Source organism: Sphingobium chungbukense (genome assembly GCF_001005725.1).
GTDB lineage: Bacteria > Pseudomonadota > Alphaproteobacteria > Sphingomonadales > Sphingomonadaceae > Sphingobium > Sphingobium chungbukense.
The window spans coordinates 937,559-964,471 of the sequence record NZ_LBIC01000001.1; the positions used below are offsets into that span (position 1 = coordinate 937,559).

Below are 26,913 nucleotides of genomic sequence, written 5' to 3' on the forward strand. Positions count from 1 at the left end.
TACGGTAGAAGGATGGTTACCCCTTTCTTGCATGTCCCCATATGAAGCATTCGAGGCGGCGGTCTCCGCCGCTGGCGGCCAGACGAAGTTCGGCCGGATGATCGGCGTGTCGCAACAGCGCGTCTGGAACTGGCTAAACCAGCATAAGGTGTTGCCAGCTGACTACGTCCTGGCGGCAGAGGCGGGAACCGGGATCAGCAGGCATCTGCTCCGGCCCGATATTTACCCATTGGCTGTCCAGGCAGCATGATCGGAATGGCGGGGGGCCGAAATAGCCGGTCGCAGCGGTCGGCCGCTGACGCAGCGGATTTCCAGCGCCGAATGGATGAGGCAAAGGGGCGGCATAACCTATCCGATGTCGTTCGTCGCCACACGCATCTGCGTAAGCGCGGCGCGCGCGAAATGGTCGGGCTATGCCCATTTCACTCGGAAAAAACGCCCAGCTTTGAAGTGAACGACAACAAGGGTGCGTATCATTGTCATGGCTGCGGCGCGAGCGGAGACGCGCTGACCTTTCTCATGCAGAAGGATGGGCTCAGCTTCCGCGACGCTTTCGAAGCCCTGACCGGCGACACATTCCCGACAATTTCGGATGAGGAGCGCGTTCGGCGCAAAGAAGCGGACGCTCGCGAAACTGCTGAGCGGATCGGGTTGGCTCGTTCGATCTGGGCCGCATCGCTCCCACCAGCAGGAACACCGGCTGAAGTTTATGCCAGGTCGCGCGGAATTACGATGGACCTTCCGCCATCGGTGCGCTTCGTGATGACGCCGCGTTATCGGAATGCCGATACCGGGGAAGTTGGTCGCGACCATCCGGCAATGGCCTGCGCGCTGGTCGATGCTGACGGTAGGCTCGTCGGTGTCCAGTGCATCTTCCTCGCTGATGGCGGTCGACGCAAGTATGAGCGGGTCCGCGCGGATGGCAGTAAGGCCAAGGCGAAGCTCACGTTCGGGGTCCTGACAGGCGCTGCATTTCGGCTTGGCCCCAAGTCCGAAAGCATCCTGAAATGTGAAGGCCCGGAGGACGCGCTCACGCTCCGACAGGAGACGGGCCGCACGGTCTGGGCCGCCTGCGGAACTGCCAATCTCGCCCAGCTGATCTATCCCCCATGGGTCCGTCATGTCTGCGTTGCTGGCGACAATGGGCAGGCGGGCCGCGCCGCCGCCGAACGGGCGATGCAAGCTGATCTCGCACTCGGGCTGACGGTGGACAAGACGTTCCCCGCCGATGCCTTCAAGGACTGGAACGATCAGTTGCGGGGCATTCGGTCATGAGCGGCATCAGTGAACAGGTCGCGCAGGCCGAAACGGCAAATCCACTTCAGAACCCTGAAGCGGAAATCAGCCTCATCAGCGACCTTCTGGCGGACAATCGCCTGATCGATCCCGCTGCCGATCGCGTCCGTCCGGTGGATTTCTCCGTGCCATTGCACGGCCAGGTCTTCGCCAAGATGGTCGAACAAACGGCGCTCGGCCAAGCGGTCGACGCTGTGACGCTTGCGCCCTTCTTCAGCAATAACGAAGGATGGCCTCGCCTTGAGCGGGTGCTTGCCGCTGCCTATCTCAATGCGGGATCGCGCGAGCGGACGAAGTCCTATCTGGAGCAGGTCTGTGATCTCGGCCGCCGCCGTCGCATGGTGCAAGGGCTGCAAGAGGTCATTCAGGCGACGCGGAGCGGAAGCGAGACCTGCGACGATCTGATCGTGCTGGCGGACGAGGCAGTCGCTGAGCTTGCCGACGAAGGTGTCCAGCAGGACCAAGCGCCTGCCGGGACATATGCTCAGCGCGTGATCGACAGCTTCGGAAAGCCCGTCGTCGGCGTCAAATGCGGGATCATCAATTCGCTGGACAAGGCGCTCGGCTTCCTGCGCCCCTCCGAATTGATCGTTGGCGGCGGTCGCCCCGGCATGGGGAAAACGGCAACGGTATGCAGCTATGCCCTCGGCGCTGCATCGCTCGGTCATCCGGTGATCCTCTTCAGTCTGGAGATGTCCGGCGAGGAACTGACGCGGCGGATGCTGACCGACCTGTGCTTCAGCAATCGGGGCGGCGTTCGCTACGAGGACGTGCTCAACGGCGAGGTCAAGGGGCAGGATCTGGAGGCGATCAAGCGAGCGAAGGCCCGCCTGGATGAAATCCCGCTAGAAATTTCCGATAAAGGTGGCCTGACGCTCGCCATGCTCGGGCGGCGTGTCCGGCGTCACAAGCGCAGGCTTGCCGCCAAGGGGCAGAAGCTGGAACTGGTGGTGATTGACTATCTCCAGCTGATGGCGAAGAGCCGCGCGGGCATGTCGCCTTACGAGCATGTCAGCGAGGTCAGCATGGGGCTGAAGACCCTCGCGAAGAATGAAGACCTTGCCGTCCTCGCTCTGGCGCAGCTGAGCCGTGGCGTCGAGCAGCGGGAAGACAAGCGCCCGATGCCCAGCGATCTACGCGAAAGCGGCCAGATCGAGCAGGACGCGGATGCCATCTTCTTCCTCTACCGCGAGGAGGAATATCTCCGTCACCAGAAGCCAGCCGACGAGTTCGGGCTCAAATATGAGGACTGGCTGAAGGATATGGAAGCCGTCCGCAACCGGGTCGAGTTCATCGTTCCCAAACGCCGCAACGCGCCGCCGACGCGGACCCTTGGCTGGTTCTTCGGCGAATATTCTGCCGTGCGCGGCTCCGACTTCTACCGATCCAGCGAGGGCGACCATGGCTGAGTTTCCTTCCCTCCCCCTGTTCACCGATGCCTATCTGGCGGACACGATGCACCTGACCACGACGGAGCATGGCGCTTATCTGCTGCTGCTGATGGCGTCTTGGCGGTCCCCCGGTTGCTGCCTGCCGGACGATGACGCGCGCCTCGCCCGATACACGAAATTGACCCTCGATAAGTGGCGCAAGATGCGCCCGACACTGGAGCAATTCTTCCGAGTGCGAGATGGCTTCTGGCATCAGGCCAGGCTCCAAGATGAGTTCCAGCATCTGCAATCCCGCAAACAGAACGCGAGCAAGGCCGGGTTAGCCAGCGCGAAGGCTAAGGCATTGAAAAGACAGCATAGGGATGCAGCATCCGTTGACGCTAAGTTGCAACGGAACGCCAACGAAAATCAAACCCCCATACCCACACCCAATACACTTACTAAAGTAAGTGCCGCCGAGGCGGCGTCTGATGATCCTGTAAAAGCCATTTTCGACATCGGTGTTGCGCTGCTGACGGTCGGTAGCCGGAAGGCGACGCAGGCGCGATCGATCATTGGTAAGTGGCGGAAGGAGCAGGGCGATGCGGCCACGCTGGCGGCAATCGTCGCGGCTCGGGATCATGGTCCGTCTGAGCCGGTGGAATGGATCAACGGCCGATTCCGTGCTGTGGGTGAGCAGGAAGATGCGTCCCGCGCCCTGAGCCGCGCCACGGCTGAGCGCTACCGCCAGATGGACATGCCTGGCCCGCCGCCCGGATTTTTCGCGAAGCACTGAGATGGGAATGACTGAGATGACCCGCACCTGCGACAATTGCCGCTTCTGGAACCGCCTTTCACCGGATGGTGGCGTCTATACCGATGCCAACTTCGATGAGGTGACCGACGGGACCGGCCAATGCCGGATCAATCCGCCGCAGACGGTTGGGTATGCGTCCCCGGTTGGCGCTCACACGCATTCTGGCGACGCTGCGCATGCGGCTTGGTGGCCGATAACATGGGATGGCCAATGGTGCGGCCAACATGAGCCACGGCTTCGAGTCGTGGGAGAGGGGCCCGCGTGAGCGATCGTCTGCCCGCCGAACGTGGACTGGAGGCCATGATTGCCCGATTTAGGGAAGCATTGCCGGGCTGGTGGTATTCGCTCGGCGAGTGCGAAAAGTCCTGTGACGCCTCATGCGCGCCGACCCGGGAAAGCGATGACCTCGCTCTGATCCCTTACGATGAGCGGTTCAATTCCGGATTTCACTGCGACCTGCCGCAACCCTCCTGCCTGGCTGACGCCCTTGGAGCCGTGATGCGTGAAGCGGTCATAGCACGACGACGAGCAATAAGAGCGAGGGCCGCATAGTGGATGATTTGTTTCCGAGCCGGGTGATTGACCGATACTCAAGCCCTCAGGCGCTGGCGGAGGTCACTTGCGCGCCCGTCGAAGTGTGCAAGCTGGTCTTCGAGATGGGAGGCTGTCGCGAAGGCGTCGAGATGATCCGCTCCGATGCCCGCGACATGATCGTCTGCGAGCAACGTCATGCAATCTCGTGGGTGGCCCGCAACTACATCGGCGCGACTTTCGTGCAGATCGGCCGCGCCCTGAACCATGATCATTCCGTCATCGTGCGGAGCTATGACCGGGCCCGCCTCCTCCGCAAGATGGACCCGGACTTCTGCGACATGTGCGACCGCCTGGTGGCGTCGATCAACCGCAACACTGTGCAACGAACCGCCGCGCGCCGGGGAAGGATTTAGGGGGAGATATGTCGCTCACCGACAAGCAGGCTGCATTCGTCCGCGAGTATCTGATCGATATGAACGCGACGGCCGCATACAAGCGCGCTGGGTATACCGCCACGGGCAACGCGGCGGAGGTCAATGCGTCGCGCCTACTAAGCAATGCTAAGGTTGCTGCTGCCGTCGCTGCCGCCCAGGCGGAGAGGGCTGAGCGAACGAAGGTCGATAGCGATTGGGTGCTGACGCGCCTCGCTGATGAAGCGCAAGCGGACATGGCTGATCTCTACGATGAACACGGCAACCTGAAGTCTGTCCATGAATGGCCGCTGATATGGCGGCAGGGTCTCGTGTCCGGCATTGAGACTGTGCAGGAGAAGATCGGCGAGGATGAAGCCGGGCGACCGGAATATGCGACCGTCCGCAAGGTGAAGCTGTCCGACCGCATTAAGCGCGTCGATCTGATCGGCAAGCATGTCGATGTGCAAGCCTTCAAGGAAAAGGTCGACGTGACCGTTACCAATCTGGCCGACGTGATCGCAGAGCGGCGGAAGAGGGTTTCCGATGCAGCCCGCTGAAGAGACCGCGCCAGAGGTCATGCTGGCGGAAGACATCGCAGGCTTCACGCATGATCCGCTTGGCTATGCGCTCTATGCCTACCCATGGTGTGAAGGGAAGCTGGCTGATGTGACCGGCCCACGCATCTGGCAGGCTGACGTGCTCCGCGCGATTGGGCTGCACCTCCAGAACCCGGAGACCCGATATACCCCGCTGCGCATTGCCATCGCGTCCGGTCACGGCATCGGGAAGTCTGCGGGCATTTCCATGATTGTCGATTGGGCGCTCGATACCTGCGAGAACACGCGCGTCGTGGTAACCGCCAACACTGAGCCGCAGGTGCGCACGAAGACTTGGCCTGAGGTGCTGAAATGGCGGCTCATGTCCATCACCGCAGGCTGGTGGAAGGCGACGAAGACGGGCTTGTTCTCGCTGTTCAACGGCTTCGGAGAAAGCTGGCGCTGCGACGCGGTCACATGGTCTGAGCACAACACGGAAGCCTTCGCCGGTCTCCACAACAAGGGCTCGCGCATCGTCATCATCTTTGACGAGGCGTCCAAGATCGCGGACAAGGTCTGGGAGGTGACGGAGGGCGCGCTGACCGACGAAGACACCGAGATCATCTGGCTGGCGTTCGGCAACCCGACACAAAACACGGGCAGATTCCGCGAGTGCTTCGGGCGCTATCGCCACCTGTGGAAGACGCTCCAGATCGACAGCCGCACGGTCGAGGGAACCAACAAGAAATTCCTTCAGGAGATGGTCGACACATACGGGGCGGACAGCGACATCGTGAAGGTCCGCGTCCGGGGCTTGTTCCCGTCTGCGTCATCCATGCAGTTCATCGGCTCCGATCTGGTCGAGGCGGCACGGCAGCGCCAGCCCGTGGTGCTCGTGAATGATCCGCTGATCTACGGCGTTGACTGCGCCCGATTTGGTGACGACGCCTCAGTGCTTGCGAAGCGACAGGGCCGCGATGCTCGGTCGCGTCCGTGGAAAAAATGGCGGGGCGTCGACACGATGACGCTCGCTGGCGACATCGCCCTGGACGCGCAACAGGACCACCCGGACGCCATCATGGTCGACGTGGGCGCGATGGGCGCGGGCGTGGTTGATCGCCTCCGCCAATTGCTGCCGGGGACGCCGATCATCGAAGTGAATTTCGGGGGCAAAGGGCGCGACACGGAATGGGCGGCCGGGGTCCGCATCCGCACTGCCAACAAGCGCGCGGAGATATGGAGCTCCATGCGGTCGTGGCTGGAGCATGGCGCGATCCCGGACGATGACGAACTGAAGGACGACCTGGCCAATCCCGAATATACCTTCGATCAGGATCAGCGGATCGTACTCGAAAAGAAGGAGCACATGAAGGCGCGGGGGCTTCCCTCGCCAGACCATGGCGATGCGCTCGCCTGTACCTTCGCCCAACCTGTTGCTCCGCGTGTGCCGAAAAGCCGAGACCCGGCCAGCTACCTCCCGCGCGGGGTTGGAGCTGGAAACTATGATCGCTATTCGGAACTAAGGGACTAAATCATGACGCGGCGAGGATTCAAATGCGGCGGGAAACTTCCTTTAGGTCAGGGTGAAAGCTTCGATCGGGCGGCAATGGCCGCTGCGCTGCGAGGCGACGGGCTTTCCTTCGTGCAGGTCGGTAAGCGTATGGGATGCTCGGCTACTCGGGCCGTGCAACTCGTCGAGCGCCATCGAATGCGCGCCAGCGAAGTAACTGATTTCGATCTGAACACTCCCATCCATAAAATTTCTCGGGAGGTTTTGCCTGTTCGCGTGAAGAACGCCCTGATAAACATTTCTCCCAGATCGATGGACGTAACGCTGAGCGACGTCCTGAGCCTAACCGATGCGGAGCTTCTTCGCAGTTATAACCTAGGGCGAGTTGGTCTATCTGAAATCAAGGATGCAATCGATCAGGCGCTCAGCAGGTCGGCTTTGACATAGTCTGTGCAAAGCCCGGAGTGAGTCGCCCGCGCCATAGTAGGCCAGCACCTGCAACAAGGCAGGTGACATATGTGCGTAGGCGGCACTCCAGACGTTCCCACACAACCCGAACGGCAGGCAGCAAAACCCCCTCAAGGTGACGTGCGCGCCCGTCTCAGTGACAGTGATGCCCGCCGCCGTGGCTTCGCCGCCGCGATGATGGTGAACCAGACGGCAGGCCCGGCGACCACCAACGTCCTGGGCGTCTAATGGCGGAGCGGGAGGTTCTTTCCCTTCGCACCTCGGCGGACGAGAAGCTGCGCGAGCATTGCGACCATCGCTTCAAGGCAATGATGGCTCAGCGCAAGGAGTGTGACGCTGAATGGTATGAGATCGCGGGCCTCTGCATGCCTCAACGCGGTCGCTCCATCGTTGAAAATCACAAGGGCAAGCACAAGTCTGCATCCGTCAAGAGCAACCTCTATGACGGTCACAGCATCCGGTCCTTCGAGATTTGCGGCAACGGAATGCTGTCCGGCCTCTCCTCGCGCTCGCGGCCTTGGTTCAAGCCCAAACTGGCCGACGATGACCTGAACCAGTATTATCCTGTGCGCCTCTGGCTCAGCCAGGTGGGCGATTTGCTCTATACCGCCTTCTCCCTGTCCAATTTCTATGAGGCGGCGCTCAGCTGCTACATGGAAATGGCCGTCTTCGGGACCGGCGCTTGCATCATGCAGAAGCATGACAGCCTCATCTCCGTCACCCATCCGCTCACCGCTGGCGAATATTCAATCAGCGTTGGCGAGGATCGGCGGCCTGATAGTCTGTGCCGTAGCTATACCCTCACCGCGCGCCAGATGGTCGCGACCTATGCGGCTGATCGATACGACAGCAAGACGCTCCACTGGGACCGTGTCAGCCGCCAGGTCAAAGAGGCTTGGGACGGCGGCAACTATGAGCGCGCCTTCGTCGTCAACCAACTGATCGAACCGAATCCCGCCTATGTGCCGGGCAAGATCGGCCGCATCTCCATGCCTATCCGCTCGATGAAGTGGGAATCTGACTGCGACGATAAGAAGCGGTTTCTCGCGATCGAGGGTTATCACGAGCAGCCGTTCATGGCTCCGCGCTGGGAAACCATCGGCGGCGACATCTTCGGGACCGGGCGCGGCAAGAAGGCGCTGCCGGACATGCGGGCGCTTCAGCTTCAGTCCAAGCGCAAGGGCGAAGCGACCGATATGGCGGTGAAGCCTCCGACGTGGGGACCTCCTTCGATTGACCGCGTCTCCATGCTGCCAGGCCAGCACACGACCGTCGCGGCTGTCGACATGACGCAGGGCATCCAGCCCATTTATGAGATCCCGTATCAGGTCATCGCCGCCATCAATGCGGACGTGGACGATGCGCGCCGGGCCATCGACCGCATGACCTATGCCGATCTTTTCATGGCGATCACCAACATGGACGGCGTCCAACCTCGCAATGTCGAGGAATTGGTGCGTCGCCATGAGGAGCAGCTGACCCAGTTGGGCCCGGTGACCGACCGCGCGAACAGCGAATTTCTCCAGATCGGATTCGATCGCATGTTCGGTCTGCTTGAGCGTGGCGGTCTACTGCCTCCGGCCCCTGAGGAGATCGAGGGCATGGAGATACAGGTCGATTTCACGTCCGTTCTCGCCCAAGCCCAGAAGATGCTCGGCATCAGCCAGACCGAGCGCGCTGTCAGTTTCGTCGGCAACATGGCGGGCGCGTGGCCTGAAGCGCTGGACAACGTCGATGCTGATGCAATCGTCCGCGATTATTGGGATCGCTCAGGCGCTCCGGCGACAGGTCTCCGGGACGAACGCCAGCGGGACAAGCTTCGCAGTGACCGCGCCCGCCAGCAGCAGATGGCGCAGGCCGCCGCGATGGCCCCAGCTATGCAGCAGGGTGCAGACGCTGCCCGCCTGCTCTCAGAAGCCGATACCGGTGATGGCGGCAATCTCTTGCAAAGGCTGACTGGCGGATGAAGCCGAACCAACTGGACCTCGACATGCAGCAGCTGATGGCGACGCCCGCCTTCCGCCGCTTTCTCTTGCAGATGTATCGCGACGCGGGTATAGGGATACCAGCCAATGGAGCCGACGCAACGCTTCTCGCCTACCGAGAAGCCCGCAGGTCTCTGGGGTTGGACATATTTCGCCAAGCCGCGCGCGGACTGCCGCGTGGGACGATCGAGCAAGTTCTCGTCCGTGTGCTGAGCGAAGCCAATCCCAAGGAGACCGAAAATGCGACACCCCAAGAAGACACTGATTCTGAGTAGCGCGCCCCTCGCGCTGATGCGCATGACGCCGATGGAGCGCCGTGCTGGCCGCTTCCTGCGCGCGCCCGACCATGATGCCGGAACCGCTGGCGTCGTGACCGACCCCGCGCCCGTCGATCCGGCTCAGGCTGATGCCGCCGCTGATCCTGCCGCTGCCGTTGAAACGCCTGCTGCCGATGGGGGCAATGATGATGGATCGACGCTCCTGGGTGGAGGCGATGAAGGCGAAAAAGAAACTGCGGAAGGCGACAAAGTCCCGGAAGGCAAGGACGGCGAAGAGGAAACTGCTGCGCCTGCTGGAGCACCCGAGAAATATGAACTGAGCGCACCGGAAGGTCAGGAGTTCGACACAGCCTCTTTCGAGGTGGTTGAGCCCATCTTCCGCGAGATCGGCCTGTCGAACGATCAGGCGCAGAAGCTGGTCGCCGCCTATGGCGAGAAGATCATGCCTGCTCTGGCGGAGCGCGCCCGGACCCAGATGCAGACTCAGGCTGCCGCCACCCGGAAGGAATGGTCGGACGCCTTCCACAATGACCCGGACCTGGGCGGCGCGAATAAGGATCGCACCCTCGCTGACGCTGCCCGCGCCTTCGACCATTATGGTCTGAAGAAGGGCGAAGGTCTCCGCCAGATGCTCGATGAAAGCGGGCTCGGCAATCATCCAGACTTAATCCGGTTCGTCGCCCGCGTGGGCCGCGATCTGGATGAAGGTGGGTTCGAACGCGGCAGCGTCGTGGCCCAGCCCAAAGCGCCGGAGGGCAAATTGTATTCGGCAGAATTTCAACCGAAGTAGGGAGTGAATTATGGGCGTACGTAATGGTGCCCTTGCCACCCTCGTCGATGTCACCGCTACTTACGGTGAAGCAGGCGAAGCGCAGGGACAGATCGCGGAAATCCTGACGAAGGATAACCCGATCCTGGAAGACATTCCGTGGCGTGAGGGCAACCTCATCACGGGTGATCGTCGCTGGGTCCGCACCGGCAAGCCTGGCGTCGCATGGCGTCGGTATAACCAGGGCGTTCCGCGCTCGAAGGGCACTGTGGGCTCGTTCGATGAAGCCTCGGCACAGCTGGCGGGCACGTCCCAGATGGACCGCTCGCTCGCTGTTCTAGGCGGCAATCCTGCCCGCGCTCGCATGAACTTCGCGAAGCCGTTCTTCGAAGCAATGGCTGATGAACTGGCGGAGACGCTGTTCTACGGCAACAGCTACTATAGCTCCGAAGAGTTCACCGGCCTCGCGCCCCGCTACAATGATCTCGACGGCCCGACCGGCGATTACATCATCGATGCGGGCGGCACCGGCACGGACAACCGTTCGATCTGGGTCATCAACTGGGACGAGCAGGACTTCAACGGTCTGTTCCCCAAGGGGACCATGGCCGGGTTGCAGCACATGGACACGACCGCCAATCGTGTTCTCGCTGATGACGGCTATCCCATCGGTGACACGCTCTACGACGAGGCTGGAAATCCCTACATCGGTTATACCGATTGGTTCCAGTGGGACGCTGGCCTGTCCGTGGGCGATCATCGTAACGCGGTGCGCATCGCCAATATCGACTTCTCCCTGCTCAGCAAGGATCGGTCGACCGGCGCTGACCTCGAAGATCTGCTCACTCAGGCGATCGAGCGCATCAAGGCGACCGGCTCTAACGCTGCCATTTATGCGCCCAAGCCCATCTCGGCGATGCTGCGTCGGCAGGCTCTCGATGACAGCCGCAAGGGTCGCGGCCTGCTCGGCTTCGAAACCATCGGTGGCCGTCGCGTCACGTCCTTCGATGGCCTTCCCATCCGCTCTGTCGACGCGCTGAACGTCGATGAAGCCCGTGTGACCGCGTAAAGGAGAAGCGGACATGAACACCGATAAGGAGCTTCTCGCTTCGGAGAAGCAGGCGATCACGGCAACCGCCGTGTCGACCGATTCGATCCTCGTCCGCAACCTGCCCGGCATCAGCCGGGGACGGAACATGCGGGCGTTTGCCCAGATTGAAACCGCACTCAGCGGTGGCGCTGCGACCAGCGTGACCGTTGAATTGATCCAGGCTGACGACGGTGCGCTGACCACCAACGTCGAAAGCCTAGCCTCGTCCGGCCTGATCCTGACTGCTGCTGCGGTGGCAGGAAAGCGCGCGCTTGACGTGGCGCTGCCTGAGTTCACGAAGCCCTATGCGGGTTTCCGCTACACGATGGCAGGCGGCAACTATGCGGCGGGCAAGATCACTGCTGGCTTTGTCATCGGGACGGAGACGCCGCAGGCGTCGCGCCCTGAAGCCAACAGCCACGGCTTCTGAGGAGAATAGACCATGGAAAAGGTCGTCACGAAAAAGTCGTTCATCGGCGGTCGCCTCGTCTATCCCGGCGAGAAGGTGGATGTGGATGCCAAGGGCGAGGTTATGCCCGCTGCATCCACGCCCATTGGCAGTCTGACTGTCGATCAGTTGCGGGCGCTGCTGGCCCAGCGTGAAAGCGAAGAGGATAAGCCTGAGCCTGTGTTCGGCACCAACGTCGCTGATCCTACGGACGAGAACACTGGGTCGCAGCCGCTGGAGGTTGCTCCAATCGCGCCAGCGTCGCCGGGCTCTACCCGTCCGCAGGGTCTGCCGCCTGGGTCCGTTCCGGTCGGCGACACCTTCCTCGCTCCCGCGTCTGAAGATGCGCCCGTTGCGGTGGAAGAGATCGTCGCTCCGGGCGGCAGTCTCTCGGAACAGGTCGAAAAGGCCGCTAAGCCCGCCAAGGGCAAGGCAAGCTCGGCCAAGGAAGGCGAATAACGGGATGGGCGGCCTTCGGGCCGCCCTCTCTCTGTGAGGTCTTCATGTTTTCACGATACGTCCGGGACAGGGTCGGCCCCATCAAGCGCGGCCAGGTAGCTTACCCCCCACCCGTCCGGCCGCCATCCGCCACACTGCAATCGAGCGAAGCTATCGCTGCGGGCGATCTTGTGAACATCTACACCAGTGGCGGTCAGACTCGCGCGCGCAAAGCCAATGCATCGGATATGTCCAAGCCTGCCAACGCCTTCGCGCCCAAAGCCGTCGGCAATGGCGAGGCTGGTCTCTTCCATTTCGTTGGGCAAATCATCTCTGACCTTTCCGGCCTGACGCCAGGCACCAGTTACTATCTCGACACGACGGGCGGCGGGCTCACGGCGACACCCCCTTCGATCGAAGGCCAAGGCGTGCAGCTGGTGGGCGTCGCTCTATCCGCCACGTCCTTCCTCTTCAGCCCTCAGCCCATGGTGGAGTTCAATTGATGAAGCGCGCCATATCGCTGCTGCTCGCCCTCGCGACAAGCTCGCCCTGTTTCGCCGCCGACAAGCCGCTCATCATGCGGAGCGGCCAGATCAAGGTCCTTCCAGCTGAGGCGGACCTTCAGCTTCAGAACGCAATCATCCTGCCGCATATTGCAACCCCGTCATCTCCAGTCGATGGCGAGTGCTGGACGACCACGGCGGGGCTATATTGTCGGATCAGCGGCTCAACGGTCGGGCCATATTCGATCGGGTCCGTTACCAGCGTCGCCGCGAGTGGCGGGACTACGGGACTCACCTTCTCTGGCTCGCCTATCACGACGTCGGGCACCCTGACGCTATCCGGGACCCTTGCCGTCGCCAATGGCGGCACGGGCTCGACATCCGCATCGTCGGCGCGGACTGCCCTGGGGCTGGCGATCGGATCGGACGTTCAAGCCTATAGCAGCAAACTGACCAGCTACGCGGGCGGCGATGCCCCCAGCGCGTTCACGCTCGGGATTGTGGACAGCGGCGACGCCGCAGCATGGCGATCTGCGATCGGCGCGGGCACCTCGTCTACAACCGGGACGGTGACCAGTGTTGCGCTGAGCGGCGGCACAACGGGCCTCACCATTTCTGGAAGCCCCGTTACCTCCACCGGCACAATCACCCTTGCCGGAACGCTCGCGGTGGCGAATGGCGGGACTGGAGCAACCAACGCGGGATCGGCGCTCACCAATCTTGGCGCAGTGTCGGCGGCGCGCACGGTGGCTGCGGGAACCGGGTTGACGGGCGGCGGGGATCTTACCGCCGACCGGACCATCAGCATCGGCAATACCGCCGTTTCGGCTGGTTCTTATGGATCGGCTACGAGCGTTCCCACCTTCACGGTTAACGCACAAGGGCAAATTACCGCCGCGTCTGGCAACGCGATCCCGGTGCTCGCGTCTGGCACCTATACGCCGACCCTGACAAACGTGACGAACGTCACGGCATCGACTGCCTACCAGCTGCGCTACACCCGCGTCGGGAGTGTGGTGCGAGTTTCCGGCCGCGTCGATGTCGATCCTACAGCGGGCGGAACGGTGGAGGTGGGCATCACCCTGCCCATCGCCTCCAACTTCACGACAATCTATCAATGCAGTGGCGTCGCCGCTTCCGAGGTGGTGCCGGGCCAAAGCGCTGCCTTCTTCGCAGACCCGATGAACGACCGCGCCCGGCTGATCTGGAACACATCCGACACAGCGAACCGGGGCATGATCTTCGTTTTTGAATATGACGTTCTCCCCTGACGCGGATGTGCAATCCGGGCGGTAGCGCACAATGCTGGCGCTAACTGAGGGGCATGGCCCTATCGAAGCTCCAAATCTGGAACATGGCGCTCGCTGAGTTGCCCGAGCAGCGCATCGACAGCCTGGACGACGTGAACATCGCGTCCGATTTCCTCAACGATCAATACCAGCCAGCCATCGCGTTCCTGTTGGAGGATCACGATTACGACTTCGCTACGAAGCGGGACGCCTTGGCTCAGATGCCCAATGATCGCGCGAACGAATGGCAGTATACCTATCGACTTCCCCGCGATCTGGCCCGCCCGCTCCACCTGCTGCCGTTCAGCGGATCGGATACGGCTGGCCCTGTGCCGGTCTATTCGTGGGTGGGCCGCTCGCGTGGGCTGGAGGCGCGGACCCCTTTCCGGATCAGCGGCGGCAAACTCTACTGCAACGTGCAAGGCGCGGTGCTGGAATACGCCTCCAACGATGTGGCGGAAAACCAGTTTACCGCGAAGTTTGCCCGCGCCCTCGCGCTAGAACTGGCCTCCCGGGTAGTCATGCCCATCAAGAAGGATCAGAAGCGCCAGGCCGAACTGATCCGCATGGCTGAGGTCGCCCGCGAGCGCGCCAAGGCCGACGATATGAACCGTGATCGGGAAACGGTTCGCGATTTCATCCCCGAATTTATGCTCGCCCGCATGGGCTATGGAGATCAGCTATGATCACGCGCGTTGGCGTGCAGCCGGTCATCGCAACTGGCGGTCCGGCTGCTGGTCGGCAATCCTACATCGTGACGTCGACAGAAGATGGTGTGGAGGTGACTTCCCCGGCTGTAGTCTCGGTTTCGACGGACCTGGGGCTCGCGGGCAATATGAATGTCGTCCACTGGGACGGCGGGAACCCGCCATTCCGCGTCTATAAATCGGAGGGCGGCGCATACGGCTTCATCGGCACGAGCAAGGTGCGCCGCCTGATAGATGACAACATTGCGCCGAACACTCGCAAGCGGCCTCCGAGCGCCTGATGTCATTCCGGGCTGGCCTGCATAATTTCTCCAAGGGCATCCTGTCCAAGGAGCTTTGGGGGCGCGTTGACATAGCGCCTTATTCGGCTGGCGTTCGCCAGGCGACGAATGTGCTTATCCTGAAATATGGCGGCCTGACCAAGCGGCCCGGAACCCACATGGTCGCTGAGATAAAGGACGGCGACAAGCGGATGCTGCCGTTCGAGGGGGCTTATGATGCCTCCTACGTCCTGCTCATGGGCGACGAAAGCATGGCACTGGCGGCGCTAGGTGGCATGGTGACCGAGCCCGCGAAGGCGGTCACCGCTGCGACCAATGCCAACCCGGTTCAGATCACGGCTCCTGCTCACGGCTATGCCAGCGGGGATGAGGTCTTTCTCTCCGGCGCTGCGGGTATGACGGAGATCAACGGTCGTGTTCTGTCCGCCACGGTGCTGGACGCCGACACCTTCACGGTTCCGGTCGATGGCTCGTCTTGGGGCGCATACACAACCGGCATGCTGGCTTCCCGGATATACAAGGTCGCGACGCCCTATTCCTATGTCGACCTTGCTGACATGGATTTCACCCAGGCTTTCGACATCGTCTATCTGGCGCATTCGGATCATGACCCGGGCAAGCTGGTGCGGACGGGCCATACCAGCTGGTCGCATTCGTCCGTGACCTTCGGGCCGACAATCACGCCTCCGACTGGGGTGGGTGCGAGCGCCACCGTCGCCAATACCGACAGCGATAATGACGGGAATGGTTATTTCCCGCAGCCCGCCACCTATGTCGTTACCGCGATCAACGACGCTTCCGGGCAGGAAAGTCGCGCCTCTGCGTCGGCTTCTGCCACGAACGACCTGACGCTGAAGCGGAACAAGAACGTCATCTCATGGGCTGCGCCCACGGGCATCACGGCCAACCGCTATCGGGTCTACAAGGCCGACAATCAGCAGGATTACGGCTTCATCGGGATTACGGATTCGCTGTCCTTTACCGATGACAATATCGCGCCGGATCTGACGGACGGGCCGCCTGAAGCGTTCAATCCTTTCGCTGGCGGCAATCGCCCGTCCACGGTCACCTTCTTCGAGCAACGCCTATTCTGGGCGCGGACGCTAAGTTCGCCCAGCGCGGTTTATGGCTCTCGAACAGCGGATTTCGAAAATTACGACATCGCCCGGCCGCTGAAGGAGGATGACGCGATCACTTTCCGCATCATGGCGCAAAAGGTGAATGCGGTGAACGCGCTGGTTCCGATGGAGAACCTGCTGGCGCTGACAGGAGACGCAGTCTTCAAGATTTTGGGATCGAACACGGACTATCTCGCCGCAACGCCCCCGCCGCGCGCGCTGCGGCAGTCTGGCCGTGGCGTCTCGCGCCTCAAGCCGATCATCATGGACGAGGTCATATTCTATCAGCCCTCGGTTGGCTCAGAGGTCCGGTCGCTTGGCTTCAGCTTTGACATTGACGGCTATAAATCGAATGACGTTTCGATCTTCTCGCCCGGCTTGTTCCGGGGATTCACCTTCTCCGCCTGGGCCTATGCACAGGAGCCCCTGTCCGTTCTGTTCGCGGCGCGTTCGGATGGGAAGATGCCTGCTTTCACCTGGCAGCAGGAGCAGCAGGTTTGGGGCTGGACCCTCTGCGAAACACAAGGGCAGATTGTCGACGTGTGCGCGATTCCCGAACAGGGGGAGAACCGCGTCTACCTGCTGGTCCGCCGCACGATCGATGGCGTCGAGCGCCTGTTTCTGGAGCGGATGGCGTCCGCCAAATGGGAGGACGTCAACCGGTCCTGCTATCTCGACTGCTCCACATCGTTCGCGCCCTCGGAGCCGACGAGCACCTTCCTTGTCCCGCATCTCGCCGGGGCCACGGTCGCCGCGCTGGCCGATGGCTTCGTTATCAAGGGCCTGACGGTTGCCGCTGATGGCACGGTCGATCTGGATTATGAGGTCTCGGACTTCGTGACGATCGGCCTTCCCTATGAGGCGGTCATCGAAACGCTGCCTCTGGTCATGCAGACGCGGGATGGCTGGTCGCGCGAGAAGCGACAGATGCTCGGGACCGTCGCCTTGCAACTTGCCGACACTCGGCATGGCAGCGTCGAGGTGGGGCGTCGCCTCGAAAAAATGTATCCCATCAAGGCGCGGCGCAATGAGCCGTTGGGCACGCCGACTGAGTTGTTCACGGGCACAGTCGCGGCATCAACCGAGCCGCTGACATCCGGTGAAGCAACGATCTTCATCCGGTCGGCAGAGCCTACACCGCTTACCCTGACAGCCGCCTATCTTGATCCGGTGGTGAGCGAGCCTTGATAGTGCTTGTCCGCGCCTCTCCGGCACATGTGGGCCGGATCGCCACGCGGATGCGCGACGCGGACAAGGAAGAATGTGCCGCTCTCGGCATGACGCCCAAAGGCGCGCTCCGAAAGAGCCTGACCGCCTCTGTCCTCGCCTACACCGCCAAGATCGATGGACGGCCCGAAGGCATGTTCGGGGTGACGCCCGGCAACACGCTGGAGGGGATCGGCCATCCCTGGCTGCTCGCGACCGATGCAGCCTTCGATTGTGCAAGGCAACTCCTGACAGCCGGGCCGGGCCTTATAGCTCTGATGCACCGCCGCTTTCGCAGACTGGAGAACATGGTCTCGGCTGAAAACGAGCGGGCAATCAGGATGCTCGGGCGCTGGGGCTTCGAGATTGGAGATGAGCAGATGATGGTCGGCGGGGTTCCGTTTTTGCGGTTCTGGAAGGAGGCGGTCGATGTGCGCTGATCCTGTCACTCTCGCCCTTATCGGCACCGCCGTCACCGCTGTCGGGCAGGGTGTCATGGCCGTGCAGTCTTACTCTCAGCAGAAATATGAGCAGAAGGTCGCACAGCAGAACGCCAAGCTGGAAGATGCCGCTGCGCGCGACGCCATCGAGAGAGGTAAGCAAGAGCAGCAGCAATATTCCCGAAAGCTGAGCGCGGAGATGGGAGCGCAGCGCGCATCCATGGCGGCCAACGGCATCGACGTGAATTTCGGCTCGGCGGCAGCGTTCCGGGGCGACACTGCCATGCTCGGGCAGGAAGACGCCCAGAACCTGCGCGAGAACAATATCCGCGAGGTGCAGGGCTTCGAGCGTCAGGCTGGCAACTACCGCGCCAAGGCTTCGGCGGCGGGCCAGGCTGCGACTGGCGCGCTGGTCTCTGGCGCGTTCGGCGTTGCCAATACGCTGCTGGGCGGCGCTGAGCGATACAGCAAACTGAAGGCGGACGGCTACTGATGGCGCGCGTTCCTACCACCCGTGCGGGTAATGTTCAGCTTCAGCCCGTCTCCAATGTCCGCCTCCAGCCTGCCGACAATAATGGTGGCGTGGGCGGCGCGATCGGTCGCGGCCTTCAGGATCTCGGCAAAGGCATCAATAGTTATTCGCAGACGGTCGAGGAAATAGACGATCGCCTGGCGCGCACGTCGGCGGACGATCTTCTGCTTCAATACCAGACCGGCGCTCGCTCGATCAAAACGGGATATTCGGCAAAGCAGGGCAAGGATGCGCTGACCGCGCGGCCGGAGGTCGATACCCAGCTGAACGGGCTCTATTCAGAGATCGTCGCCAAGGCTGACAAGCGGACTCAGCATTATCTAAACGGGCGGTTACAGCAATATCACGGCGTGTTCCTGGACGGCATCGCGGAACATGCCGTACGGCAGTCCGCTGTCTATGAAGAAACCGTTGGTGGGGCGCGGCTCCAGAATTTCGGTGAGCAGGCGGCGGAGAACTGGAGCAACCCTGAACTCAGTGCCGGTTTCATCGCGGACGGCCGAGCGCAGCTGCGAGAGAACCTTGGGCGCAAGGGCCTGTCGGACCCGGACATCGTGCAGGCGGAAGAACTGAAATATGTCTCCGGCATCCACAGCACGATTATCGACCGCATGCTCACCTCCGGCGACGTGGAAGGGGCAGACGCCTACTTCCGCAAGAACCTCGGCGAACTCACCGGTAAGGATGAAATCTCAATTGCTGCTGCTCTGAAGTCGCCGTTGGAAAAGCGGGAAACCTTCGGGGATGTCGCCTCCATCATGGGGGGCGGCTGGAGCGACGACACAGGCACGTCGACCAACTACGCCGACCCGCTAAGGGGCGCGGGCAAAGGCGTTTCGGATGGCTATGGCGTGGCACGCGGCAACGGAAAGACGCACAACGGCGTCGACTTCCCGGCAGCGGCGGGCACCCCCATCTATTCCATCGGCGCGGGCAAGGTTGCGCGCGCGGGCTATGACGCTCGAAGCGGCAACTTCGTCGTAATCGACCATGGCGACGGCACGACGTCCAGCTATTCGCACATGAAGGCTCCAACATCGCTGAAGGTTGGTGACGCGGTGACGCCTGACACACTTCTCGGCGGGGTCGGCACGACCGGCCACAGCAGCGGAAACCATCTGCATCTGGTCGTCAAGAAGGAAGGCAAGACGGTCGATCAGCAACAGGTCATCGGTTCCGCCCAGCAGTCCCCTCGTCGCCATGATCTCGATACCCTGCTCACTCGGGCTGACCAGCGGGCGGATGCCGAAGGCTGGAGCTTCGAGCGTCGTGAGCGCGCCAAGGATGAAATCCGCCGCCGCGTCTCTACGGACGAAACCCTGAAGGCGCGCGAAGAGGCTGACGCTGATCGCGCGGCCAGTGAGGTTGTCATGAACCTGGGCGATAGGTTCCGGGACGTCAGCCAGATTCCGGCCCACATCCGCGAGCGCCTGTCACCGGACGCGGTGCGCCAATATATGGGCGTCGCGAAGAGCAACCAGAAGTCTGAAGCGGTGGAAGCGAACGGAGGCACGGCGACGTCGCTGGAGTTGATGCGCATTCTGGAGCCGGAGCGCTTTGCCCGCGAACCTCTCGGGAAATATGCCGGTCAGGTCACGCGCGCCGAGCTTCAGGGGCTGGCGGTTGAACAGGCAAAAATCCTGAAGGGTGATCCGGATAAGTCCATCCGCAGCAAGGTCGCCTCCACAATCTCCACCTTCGGCGTCGAGGATGGGTTGACCGGCAGCAAGGAGCCGGAACGCCAGAAGCGTGTGGCCGTGCAGAAGATCATGGAAAGCGAGATTCAGGCGGTCACGGGGGGCAAGCGCAACCCCACCGACGACGAGCTTTACCGTGCTTATCAGTCCGCCACGCGGGACGTGACGTTCAAGGTCAATACGACAGTGCTGGGCATTCCCACCGGCCAGGCTGACCGGACCAAACCGCGCTTCGAGCTGGGCATTGGCGACGTGCCGGAGAACATCCGCCAGCGCATCTCGCGCGGCTATCAAAATCAATTCGGCCGCGCCCCGACCGATGATGAAATCGCGACCGCATATCGCAATGGGAAAGGCCGCTACTGGTAATGGCAACCGATCCGTTCAAATATCTCGACACGTTTCAGTCGCGCAGTTCTTCCCAGCCCGTTCAGGCTGAAGACCCATTTGAGGCGGAGCTAAAGCGCCAGCGCGACGATGAGGTGGCCTATCGCATCAAAGTCGCCAAGCCCGACGAAGAGGCCCGCGCCCGCGCGCTGGCTGAGCCGCGTGGGCTTGCCCCGTCCGCTATCGCCAGCAACCTTCCGGCATTCGAGGCGGAGGCCCGCGCGACCCGCGCGAAGAATATCATGTCCCAGTATCCCGCCATCGGGAAGTGGTCGGCTGGGCCTGGGAATGCTGGGATCGCTGCGGACGACTATGACAATCTCGGCATCCTCGGGAAAGCATTCGAGGGGCTGAAGAACACTGCCTACAACATCGGCGGCACGCTCCGGGCGGGGGCATCGACGGCGCTTGGCGGCGTCTATGGCCTGATTGGCGGCATTGCCGATAACATGGCTGCATTGACGCCATCGTCGGCGGCGGAGCGGCGCGCCGGTATCAGGTCATTACCGCAAATCATCGCGGACCAATCTTTCGCATGGCAGGCGGAAGATCAGAAAGCTGCCGATCGGGCTCGTCCCCAGGTCGAAAACTGGGTCGTCCGCAACCTCCTTCAGGGGCTTGAAAGCTTACCCACCACATTGGCGGGCGTCGGGGTTGGGATCGTGGCCGGTCCAACCGCTGGCGCAAGTTTGGTGGGTAGCACGGTTGCCGGAAACGAATATGTCCGTGCGCGCCAGAAGGGGCTCTCTCGCCCTCAGTCGTCCATTTATGCCTTGTCGCAGGGGCTAATCGAAACAGCGACCGAGCGCCTCCCAATTGGTCATCTCGTGGGCGACGTTGTCGGTAAATCCCCGGTCCTCCGCACCTTCTGGAACCAGATCAAGAGCGAGGTGCCTGGGGAGCAGTTGGCTACCGTGCTTCAGGACCTCAACGAGTGGTCGACGCTCAATCCTGACAAGCCCTTCGGCGATTACCTGCGGGAACGGCCGGAAGCGGCTGCGGCGACATTCCTCGCCACGGTGGGCGGCGTGGGGGCGACCACGTCTATCACCATCGCTGCTGATCGAACCGCTCGTGCCGCCAGCAAAATCGCTGACCGAGTGACGCAGGCTCGCGCCGCCCGAAGCGACAGCGCCGCACTGGATGCGATCATTGATGCGGCAGGCGGCTCGAAGCTACGCCAGCGCGATCCTAATGCTTTCGCTGATCTTGTGCGCGAGATGGCAGGCGAGACGGGCGCGGACAACATCTACATCCCCGCCGATGCGGCGCGGCAGTTCATGCAGAGCGACGGCTATGACGGAGCCTTTGATCGCTGGTCCGACAACATTGAGGAAGCCTATATTTCAGGCGGCGATTTCGTCATCCCGATCGAAACAGCCGTGTCCGAACTGGCCGGGACGAAGGCGTGGGCAGCAATCAAGCCCGATGTGCGGCTGAGCGCAGGCGGCATGTCCATCCGCGAAGCCCAGACCTTCGATGATGCGATGGCCGACGTAATGGCGGACCTGACCGACCGCATGGCAGACGCTGACCAGGCGGCGCGAACCTTAGGCGTCCCGCGCGACCGGCTATTCCAAACGATCGCAGACAAGCTGATGAATGCGGGCTTCACTCCGACATCTGCTCGGCAGCAGGCCGAACTACTGACGCAGCGTGCCGCGACCCGCGCGACCCGCATGGGCCGCGACCTGACCGGCAGCGAACTGGACGATCTGGAAGTGCGCCAGATCCTGCCTGAAGGTGTCGCCGCAGCGCAGAAGGCGGATCAACTCGACATCGCCATCGACGTGATGAAGCGCGGTCTCGATGCGACCCAGAATTTCGGACCCTCGCTGATGGACTTCATCGCCAAGGGCGGTGGTATTGTCGACACGGGCGGCGACCTGAAGGCGATGGGCGCAGACGCCTGGCACAAGGGAAAGCCCGGCAAGCGCAAGCTGCTGCGGGATACCAGCGGTGACGGACAGTCTTCCATGCTGGCTAGCGGCGGCCTCGGCGTGAATGAATATGGGGCCGACGCCTGGGCGCAGCGCGCCTGGGAAGCGGGCTATTTCCCGGAGTTCGGACAAGAGCGTCCGACCGCCAACGACCTGCTGGACGCCATCTCTGAAGGTGTCGCCGGACGTGATCGCCATCTCGTCGCGCGGGAACAGTCGGTGCGTGATGCGGCGGAGCAGCTGCGGGCATTGTTGGAAAATCGGGGCATCGATCCGGGGACCGCCAGTCGCTCGGCGATCCGTGACGCTGTTGCATCCTTCAGCGCGGAGCAGGAAGACGGCCCGGGTTACTATCAGAGAGAGCCTGTTGCCACCCTCAGCGGCGAAGAGATTGCCCCGCTAGACGCTTCGCCGGTCGATCTGCGGAAGGCGGCGCGGGCCTGGTATAATGAGAACCTGCGCGGGCGCGTTGTGGTCAATCCTGCCATCGGGGAAATTGAGTTCTCCAAGGCTGGGATGAACAAGGCGATCTCATCGAGCGCGAACCCGACCAAGCTGCGCCTGTTCCCAGCATTGCCCACGCTGATCGAGCAAGGCCGCCTCGTGAGCGAGGCTCCGGTTTCCGACCAGACGGCTAAACCGAACGTGCGGCGCTATCTGTGGTTGGAAGGTGAGGTTTCGCTGGCTGGCGAAACGCACCGTGTCAGTGTCAATCTGGAAGAGCGGACGGATGGCCGCATCTACTACAACCACACGCTGCCGGATCAGTATTATTTTCAGGAAGAGGCCCGGAGCGACGATCCTTCCAAAGCAGGCGGTTCCGACACTGAGGCTGGGCCTCTGGACTCCAGCGGGCGTTCCGGCCCTGCAAATCGTCGCTCCACCCCCAATATAGGGGGAAACAGTGATGGCATCAACCTGACGCTCAACGCGGGCGGCGAGCATCCGCGCGGCCGGATCATCTTCCCAGGCGGGCAAGGTCCGCGCGCGATCATCGAACTATTCCAGTCGCGGGATCAGTCGACCTTCCTCCATGAAACGGGCCATCTCTGGCTGGAGGAATTGCGCGAGGACGCCGCTGATCCGAATGCTCCTCAACAGGTGCGCGACGACTGGCAGCTTGTGCAGGACTGGTTCGCGTCGAACGGCCATCCGCTGGAAGATGGTGCGGTCCCCGTTGAAGCCCATGAACTGTGGGCTCGGGGTGTCGAGCGATACATAATGGAAGGCAAGGCACCCAGCCCTGGGCTGCGCCGCATGTTCCAGACTTTCAAGGCATGGCTGATCTCGCTCTACAACAGCGTGTCGCGGCTGCGATCGCCTATCACGGACGACATTCGGGGCGTCATGGATCGGCTCATCGCTACCGACGAAGAGTTGGCCGACGCCGTCGCGGCTCAGCACCTTGAGGCGCTGTTTCCCGAGAAGCCCGCCAATATGTCCGCCGACGAGTTCGCCGCCTATCAAGCCCTCACGAGTGGCGCGCGGGAGGCCGCGCAGGATCGAATGCTGGCGAAGACGATGAACGCCGTGAAGCGTCGCGTCACCAAGGAGTATCGTGATCGGGAGGCGGAGGTCCGCGCAGAAGTAACCGAGCACATCGATGCCATGCCGGAGTTCCGCGCCCTTGGCCTGCTCAAGGAGATGCCGATCGATAGCCAGTGGGTGCGCGATCAGTTCGGCGACGACGCGACCGGCCTGCTGCCCAAGCAAGTGCCGCCTGTTCATAAGGACGATGGAGCGAGCCCCGACGAAGTGGCTGAGTTGTCCGGGTTCGCGTCGGCCGATGATATGGTTCGGACGCTCATGGGAGTCGAGACCCGCCGTCGCGAGATGCGCGATGCCGGTGACGAACGCTCAGTCCGGCGCGCGATGATCGAGCAGGAGGTGAGCCAGATCATGATGGACCGCTATGGCGATCCATTCACCGATGGCTCTATCCAGGAGGAGGCGCTCGCCGCCGTCCAGTCCGATCAGCAAGGTGAAGTGCTGGCTGCGGAACTGCGTGTGCTCGCCCGGTCAACCGGCGATCGGGTGACCCCCTATCGCGTAGCCCGGGAGTGGGCTTCGCGGCAGGTACGCGAAGGCATGGTCAAGGACGTCGCCTCCCGTTCGGCCATCGTCCGCTATGAGCGTGCCGCCTCCAAGGCTGGGCGGCAGGCCATGGAAGCTGTCATCGCTGGCGATAACGCTGAGGCGTTTCGGCAGAAGCAGGCGCAGATGCTGAACAATGCGCTCGTGGCGGAGGCTCGGCTGGCAGCTGATGAGATCGACGGCGCGGTTTCGCGGCTGGAGAAATGGGCCAAGCGCCGCACGATCAAGTCCGTGGACCAGGACTATCTGGAGCGCGCGCAGTCGCTGTTGGAGCAGGTCGACATGCGCCCGCGCTCGCAGCGCTATCTGGAGCGCCGCGCTAGTTTCGAGGCATGGGCGGCCCAGCGTCAGGCTGAAGGCTATGACGTGGTTGTCCCGCCGTCGTTCGCCGAATCGCTCGGCACGACGCACTGGTCCCGGTTGACGGTCGAGCAGATGCTCGGGCTTGACGATGCCGTGAAGCAGATCATCCACCTCGGGCGGCTGAAGCAGACGCTGATCGACAACAATGAACAGCGCGAGTTCGACGCCGTGGTGGATGAGGCGGTGACTGGCATGAACGGCATGAAGCAGCGCCCGCCGTCCGACATGATGGAGCCTTCGCGATGGGACGACATCAAGGGCAAGGTCGCTGCGTTCGACGCCAGCCTCCTGAAGATGGAGCAGGTCTTCGACTGGCTGGATGGCGGCAACAGCAACGGCGTATTCAACCGGATCGTCTTCCGCCCTCTCGCTGAGGCGCAGGACCGCGAGAACGCGATGCTGGGCGATTATCATGCCCGGCTGCGCGCAGAATTTGAGAAGTTGGATCGCAAGCACCTGCGGCGCTGGTCGGAGCGCTTCTCCGCTCCTGAATTGTTCAACCGCGAGACCGGCCAGCCCTTCAAAATGAAGCGAGAGCAGCTGATCGCCATTGCGCTCAACATGGGGAACGCGGGCAATATCCAGCGGCTGACTGATGGCTATGGTTGGCGCGAGCAGTCGGTGCGCGACGTACTCAACCGCGAGTTGACGCCAGCGGACTGGCAATTCGTCCAGAATGTCTGGGACATCATCGATACACTGTGGCCGCAGATCGCGGCCATGGAGCGCCGCGTCAACGGCGTCGAGCCGGACAAGGTCGAGGCGCAGGAACTTCAGACGCCGCATGGCGCGCTCCGGGGCGGCTATTATCCCGCCATCTATGACACGTCGAAAAGCTACGTCGCGGAAGGCCATGCCGGTAAGGCGTCGGATCTGCTGGAGACGATCTACACCAAGGCGAACACGCGCGCCTCTTCGACCCGCGAACGGAGTGAACAGGTAAAGCGCCCGATCTTGCTCCAGATCGGCGTCATCAATCGGCATCTGGGCGAAGTGATCCACGACATCACGCACCGCGAAGCTGTGATCCAGGCTGACAAGTTCCTAAAATCGGAACGCATCATGCGCGCTGTGGACAGCACGCTCGGGCCGGAAATCCGCAAACAGTTCCGCCCGTGGCTGAAATATGTGGCGAACAGCTGGGCGATGGAGCGCGCCGGGAATGAGGGCGTCGGCAAGTTCATGCAGAAGCTCCGGGCGAACACGACAATCGTGGGCATGGGGTTCCGCTTCACGACCATGATGACGCAGATCGCTGGCTACTCGAACAGCGTCGAGGTCGTGGGCGGGAAATGGGTTGCGGCTGGGATCGCGCAGACGGCGGCCCATCCGATCGACACGTTCAACTTCGTCATGGAGAAGTCTGGCGAGGTGCGTAGCCGCATGGACACGCTTGACCGCGATATTCGCCAAACCTTGCAGGGCATGGCGGGCGGTAAGGATGCCGTTGCCCGCAAAACGCTGACCGCCGCAAAGGAATTTGCCTTCCACGGCATCGGCTACATGGACCGCGTCGTCGTGATCCCGACATGGATCGGAGCCTATAACAAGGCGCAGGCAGCGGGAATGGACGAGCAGGCGTCGATCTACTCGGCGGACAAGGCCGTGCGCCTGTCGCAGGGTGCGGGCTCCCCGAAGGACTTGGCGGCGGTAGTGCGCGGCACGGGACAGTGGGGCCAGGCGCTGAAGCTGATGACGCAATTCTACAGCTACATGAGCGCGTTCTACCAGCGCCAGCGCAACCTTGGGCGTGACATTGCGGGGGTCCGGAAGGTGAGCGACCTACCGGGGGTTATCTCTCGCGCATGGTGGCTGATCGTCGTCCCGCCGCTGCTGTCGCAGATCCTTGGCGGCAATGGTCCGGGCGAAGATGAGGATTGGGGCTTCTGGGCATTTAAGCAGATGCTCTTCCAATCGCTTGGCCCGATCCCCGGTGTCCGTGACCTATCTCAACCTGTATGGGAGGCGGCGACGGGTGGCAGGCCACTCGACTATCAGTTCACGCCGATGCAGCGTGCTTTCCAGTCTGTGGTGGAGACTACGCGAGACGCCCGCAAGATCGTCCAAGGCGACGATGCGAAGAGGCCGGTTCGTCACGCGCTGGAAACTGTTGGTTATCTCACCGGACTGGTGCCGGGGCAGATCGCCACGTCAACCCAGTTCCTTGTGGACGTGGCGAACGGCGAGCAGGACCCCGAGACGATGAAGGAATGGTATCGCGGGCTGACGAAGGGGAAGGCTAAGGATGATACCTGACATTAGCGAGTGCGGTTCTCAACCACTATGCGGACAGCATCCTTCCGAAGCGCTTCCGTCAAAGCGGGAACCAGTCGCCCGGACTGGGGGCACCCGTCATTGACCATGCTGATTTTGGCCGAACATGTAGCCAGCGCAGCCGTTGCTA

At 62.2% G+C, this 26,913-nt stretch carries 23 protein-coding genes; all 23 read left to right on the plus strand.

Annotation, left to right across the window (positions count from 1 at the left end; genetic code table 11):
- Positions 1-31: 31 nt before the first annotated feature.
- Positions 32-250 (plus strand): transcriptional regulator, encoded by a 219-nt coding sequence (locus tag YP76_RS04755; RefSeq protein WP_046762384.1) that lies wholly within the window; start codon positions 32-34, stop codon positions 248-250.
- A gap of 71 nt (positions 251-321) precedes the next feature.
- Complete coding sequence (locus tag YP76_RS04760) at positions 322-1,275, plus strand: CHC2 zinc finger domain-containing protein (protein ID WP_232307445.1); 954 nt, start codon at positions 322-324, stop codon at positions 1,273-1,275.
- A complete protein-coding gene (locus YP76_RS26480) occupies positions 1,272-2,705 on the plus strand; it encodes a replicative DNA helicase (protein ID WP_052757298.1) in 1,434 nt (477 codons plus the stop codon). The genes YP76_RS04760 and YP76_RS26480 overlap by 4 nt, the downstream gene beginning before the upstream one ends.
- Positions 2,698-3,462 carry a YdaU family protein gene (locus YP76_RS26485; RefSeq protein ID WP_052757299.1) on the plus strand — a complete coding sequence of 255 codons (765 nt, stop codon included), beginning with the start codon at positions 2,698-2,700 and terminating at the stop codon, positions 3,460-3,462. The genes YP76_RS26480 and YP76_RS26485 overlap by 8 nt, the downstream gene beginning before the upstream one ends.
- Before the next feature lie 572 nt (positions 3,463-4,034).
- A complete protein-coding gene (locus YP76_RS04775; protein ID WP_157035657.1) occupies positions 4,035-4,430 on the plus strand; it encodes a hypothetical protein in 396 nt (131 codons plus the stop codon).
- 8 nt (positions 4,431-4,438) lie between these two features.
- Positions 4,439-4,987 (plus strand): terminase small subunit, encoded by a 549-nt coding sequence (locus YP76_RS04780; RefSeq protein WP_046762386.1) that lies wholly within the window; start codon positions 4,439-4,441, stop codon positions 4,985-4,987.
- Complete coding sequence (locus YP76_RS04785; protein WP_046762387.1) at positions 4,974-6,497, plus strand: hypothetical protein; 1,524 nt, start codon at positions 4,974-4,976, stop codon at positions 6,495-6,497. Before YP76_RS04780 ends, YP76_RS04785 begins: the two co-directional genes overlap by 14 nt.
- Positions 6,498-6,500: 3 nt before the next feature.
- Entirely contained in the window at positions 6,501-6,923 is a 423-nt protein-coding gene (locus YP76_RS04790; RefSeq protein WP_157035658.1) for a DNA-directed RNA polymerase subunit alpha C-terminal domain-containing protein, read from the plus strand.
- A gap of 248 nt (positions 6,924-7,171) precedes the next feature.
- Positions 7,172-8,911, plus strand: a complete 1,740-nt coding sequence (locus YP76_RS04795; protein ID WP_052757300.1) for a portal protein — start codon at positions 7,172-7,174, stop codon at positions 8,909-8,911.
- Positions 8,908-9,204 (plus strand): Bbp19 family protein, encoded by a 297-nt coding sequence (locus YP76_RS04800; RefSeq protein WP_046762389.1) that lies wholly within the window; start codon positions 8,908-8,910, stop codon positions 9,202-9,204. The genes YP76_RS04795 and YP76_RS04800 overlap by 4 nt, the downstream gene beginning before the upstream one ends.
- On the plus strand, positions 9,170-9,997 hold the full coding sequence (locus tag YP76_RS04805; RefSeq protein ID WP_046762390.1) for a hypothetical protein: 828 nt from the start codon (positions 9,170-9,172) through the stop codon (positions 9,995-9,997). The genes YP76_RS04800 and YP76_RS04805 overlap by 35 nt, the downstream gene beginning before the upstream one ends.
- 10 nt (positions 9,998-10,007) lie before the next feature.
- Positions 10,008-11,045 carry a major capsid protein gene (locus tag YP76_RS04810; RefSeq protein ID WP_046762391.1) on the plus strand — a complete coding sequence of 346 codons (1,038 nt, stop codon included), beginning with the start codon at positions 10,008-10,010 and terminating at the stop codon, positions 11,043-11,045.
- Positions 11,046-11,058: 13 nt separating this feature from the next.
- Positions 11,059-11,496: a Bbp16 family capsid cement protein gene (locus tag YP76_RS04815; RefSeq protein WP_046762392.1), complete on the plus strand. Its 438-nt coding sequence runs from the start codon at positions 11,059-11,061 to the stop codon at positions 11,494-11,496.
- A gap of 12 nt (positions 11,497-11,508) precedes the next feature.
- The gene (locus YP76_RS04820; RefSeq protein WP_046762393.1) at positions 11,509-11,973 is read left to right on the plus strand and encodes a hypothetical protein; all 465 of its coding nucleotides are present in this window, start codon (positions 11,509-11,511) and stop codon (positions 11,971-11,973) included.
- A gap of 170 nt (positions 11,974-12,143) precedes the next feature.
- Entirely contained in the window at positions 12,144-12,455 is a 312-nt protein-coding gene (locus YP76_RS04825; protein WP_052757302.1) for a hypothetical protein, read from the plus strand.
- On the plus strand, positions 12,455-13,726 hold the full coding sequence (locus YP76_RS04830; protein WP_046762394.1) for an autotransporter outer membrane beta-barrel domain-containing protein: 1,272 nt from the start codon (positions 12,455-12,457) through the stop codon (positions 13,724-13,726). Before YP76_RS04825 ends, YP76_RS04830 begins: the two co-directional genes overlap by 1 nt.
- An 83-nt stretch (positions 13,727-13,809) precedes the next feature.
- Complete coding sequence (locus tag YP76_RS04835) at positions 13,810-14,430, plus strand: hypothetical protein (RefSeq protein ID WP_157035659.1); 621 nt, start codon at positions 13,810-13,812, stop codon at positions 14,428-14,430.
- On the plus strand, positions 14,427-14,732 hold the full coding sequence (locus YP76_RS04840; protein ID WP_046762396.1) for a hypothetical protein: 306 nt from the start codon (positions 14,427-14,429) through the stop codon (positions 14,730-14,732). The genes YP76_RS04835 and YP76_RS04840 overlap by 4 nt, the downstream gene beginning before the upstream one ends.
- Positions 14,732-17,038 carry a hypothetical protein gene (locus YP76_RS04845; RefSeq protein WP_232307446.1) on the plus strand — a complete coding sequence of 769 codons (2,307 nt, stop codon included), beginning with the start codon at positions 14,732-14,734 and terminating at the stop codon, positions 17,036-17,038. The genes YP76_RS04840 and YP76_RS04845 overlap by 1 nt, the downstream gene beginning before the upstream one ends.
- Positions 17,035-17,496 carry a hypothetical protein gene (locus YP76_RS04850; protein WP_046762397.1) on the plus strand — a complete coding sequence of 154 codons (462 nt, stop codon included), beginning with the start codon at positions 17,035-17,037 and terminating at the stop codon, positions 17,494-17,496. Before YP76_RS04845 ends, YP76_RS04850 begins: the two co-directional genes overlap by 4 nt.
- Positions 17,486-17,989, plus strand: a complete 504-nt coding sequence (locus YP76_RS04855; protein ID WP_046762398.1) for a hypothetical protein — start codon at positions 17,486-17,488, stop codon at positions 17,987-17,989. Before YP76_RS04850 ends, YP76_RS04855 begins: the two co-directional genes overlap by 11 nt.
- Before the next feature lie 89 nt (positions 17,990-18,078).
- Positions 18,079-20,094, plus strand: a complete 2,016-nt coding sequence (locus YP76_RS04870; RefSeq protein WP_232307447.1) for a peptidoglycan DD-metalloendopeptidase family protein — start codon at positions 18,079-18,081, stop codon at positions 20,092-20,094.
- Positions 20,094-26,765, plus strand: a complete 6,672-nt coding sequence (locus YP76_RS28140) for an LPD3 domain-containing protein (protein WP_198147422.1) — start codon at positions 20,094-20,096, stop codon at positions 26,763-26,765. The genes YP76_RS04870 and YP76_RS28140 overlap by 1 nt, the downstream gene beginning before the upstream one ends.
- The last annotated feature ends 148 nt before the right edge of the window (positions 26,766-26,913 follow it).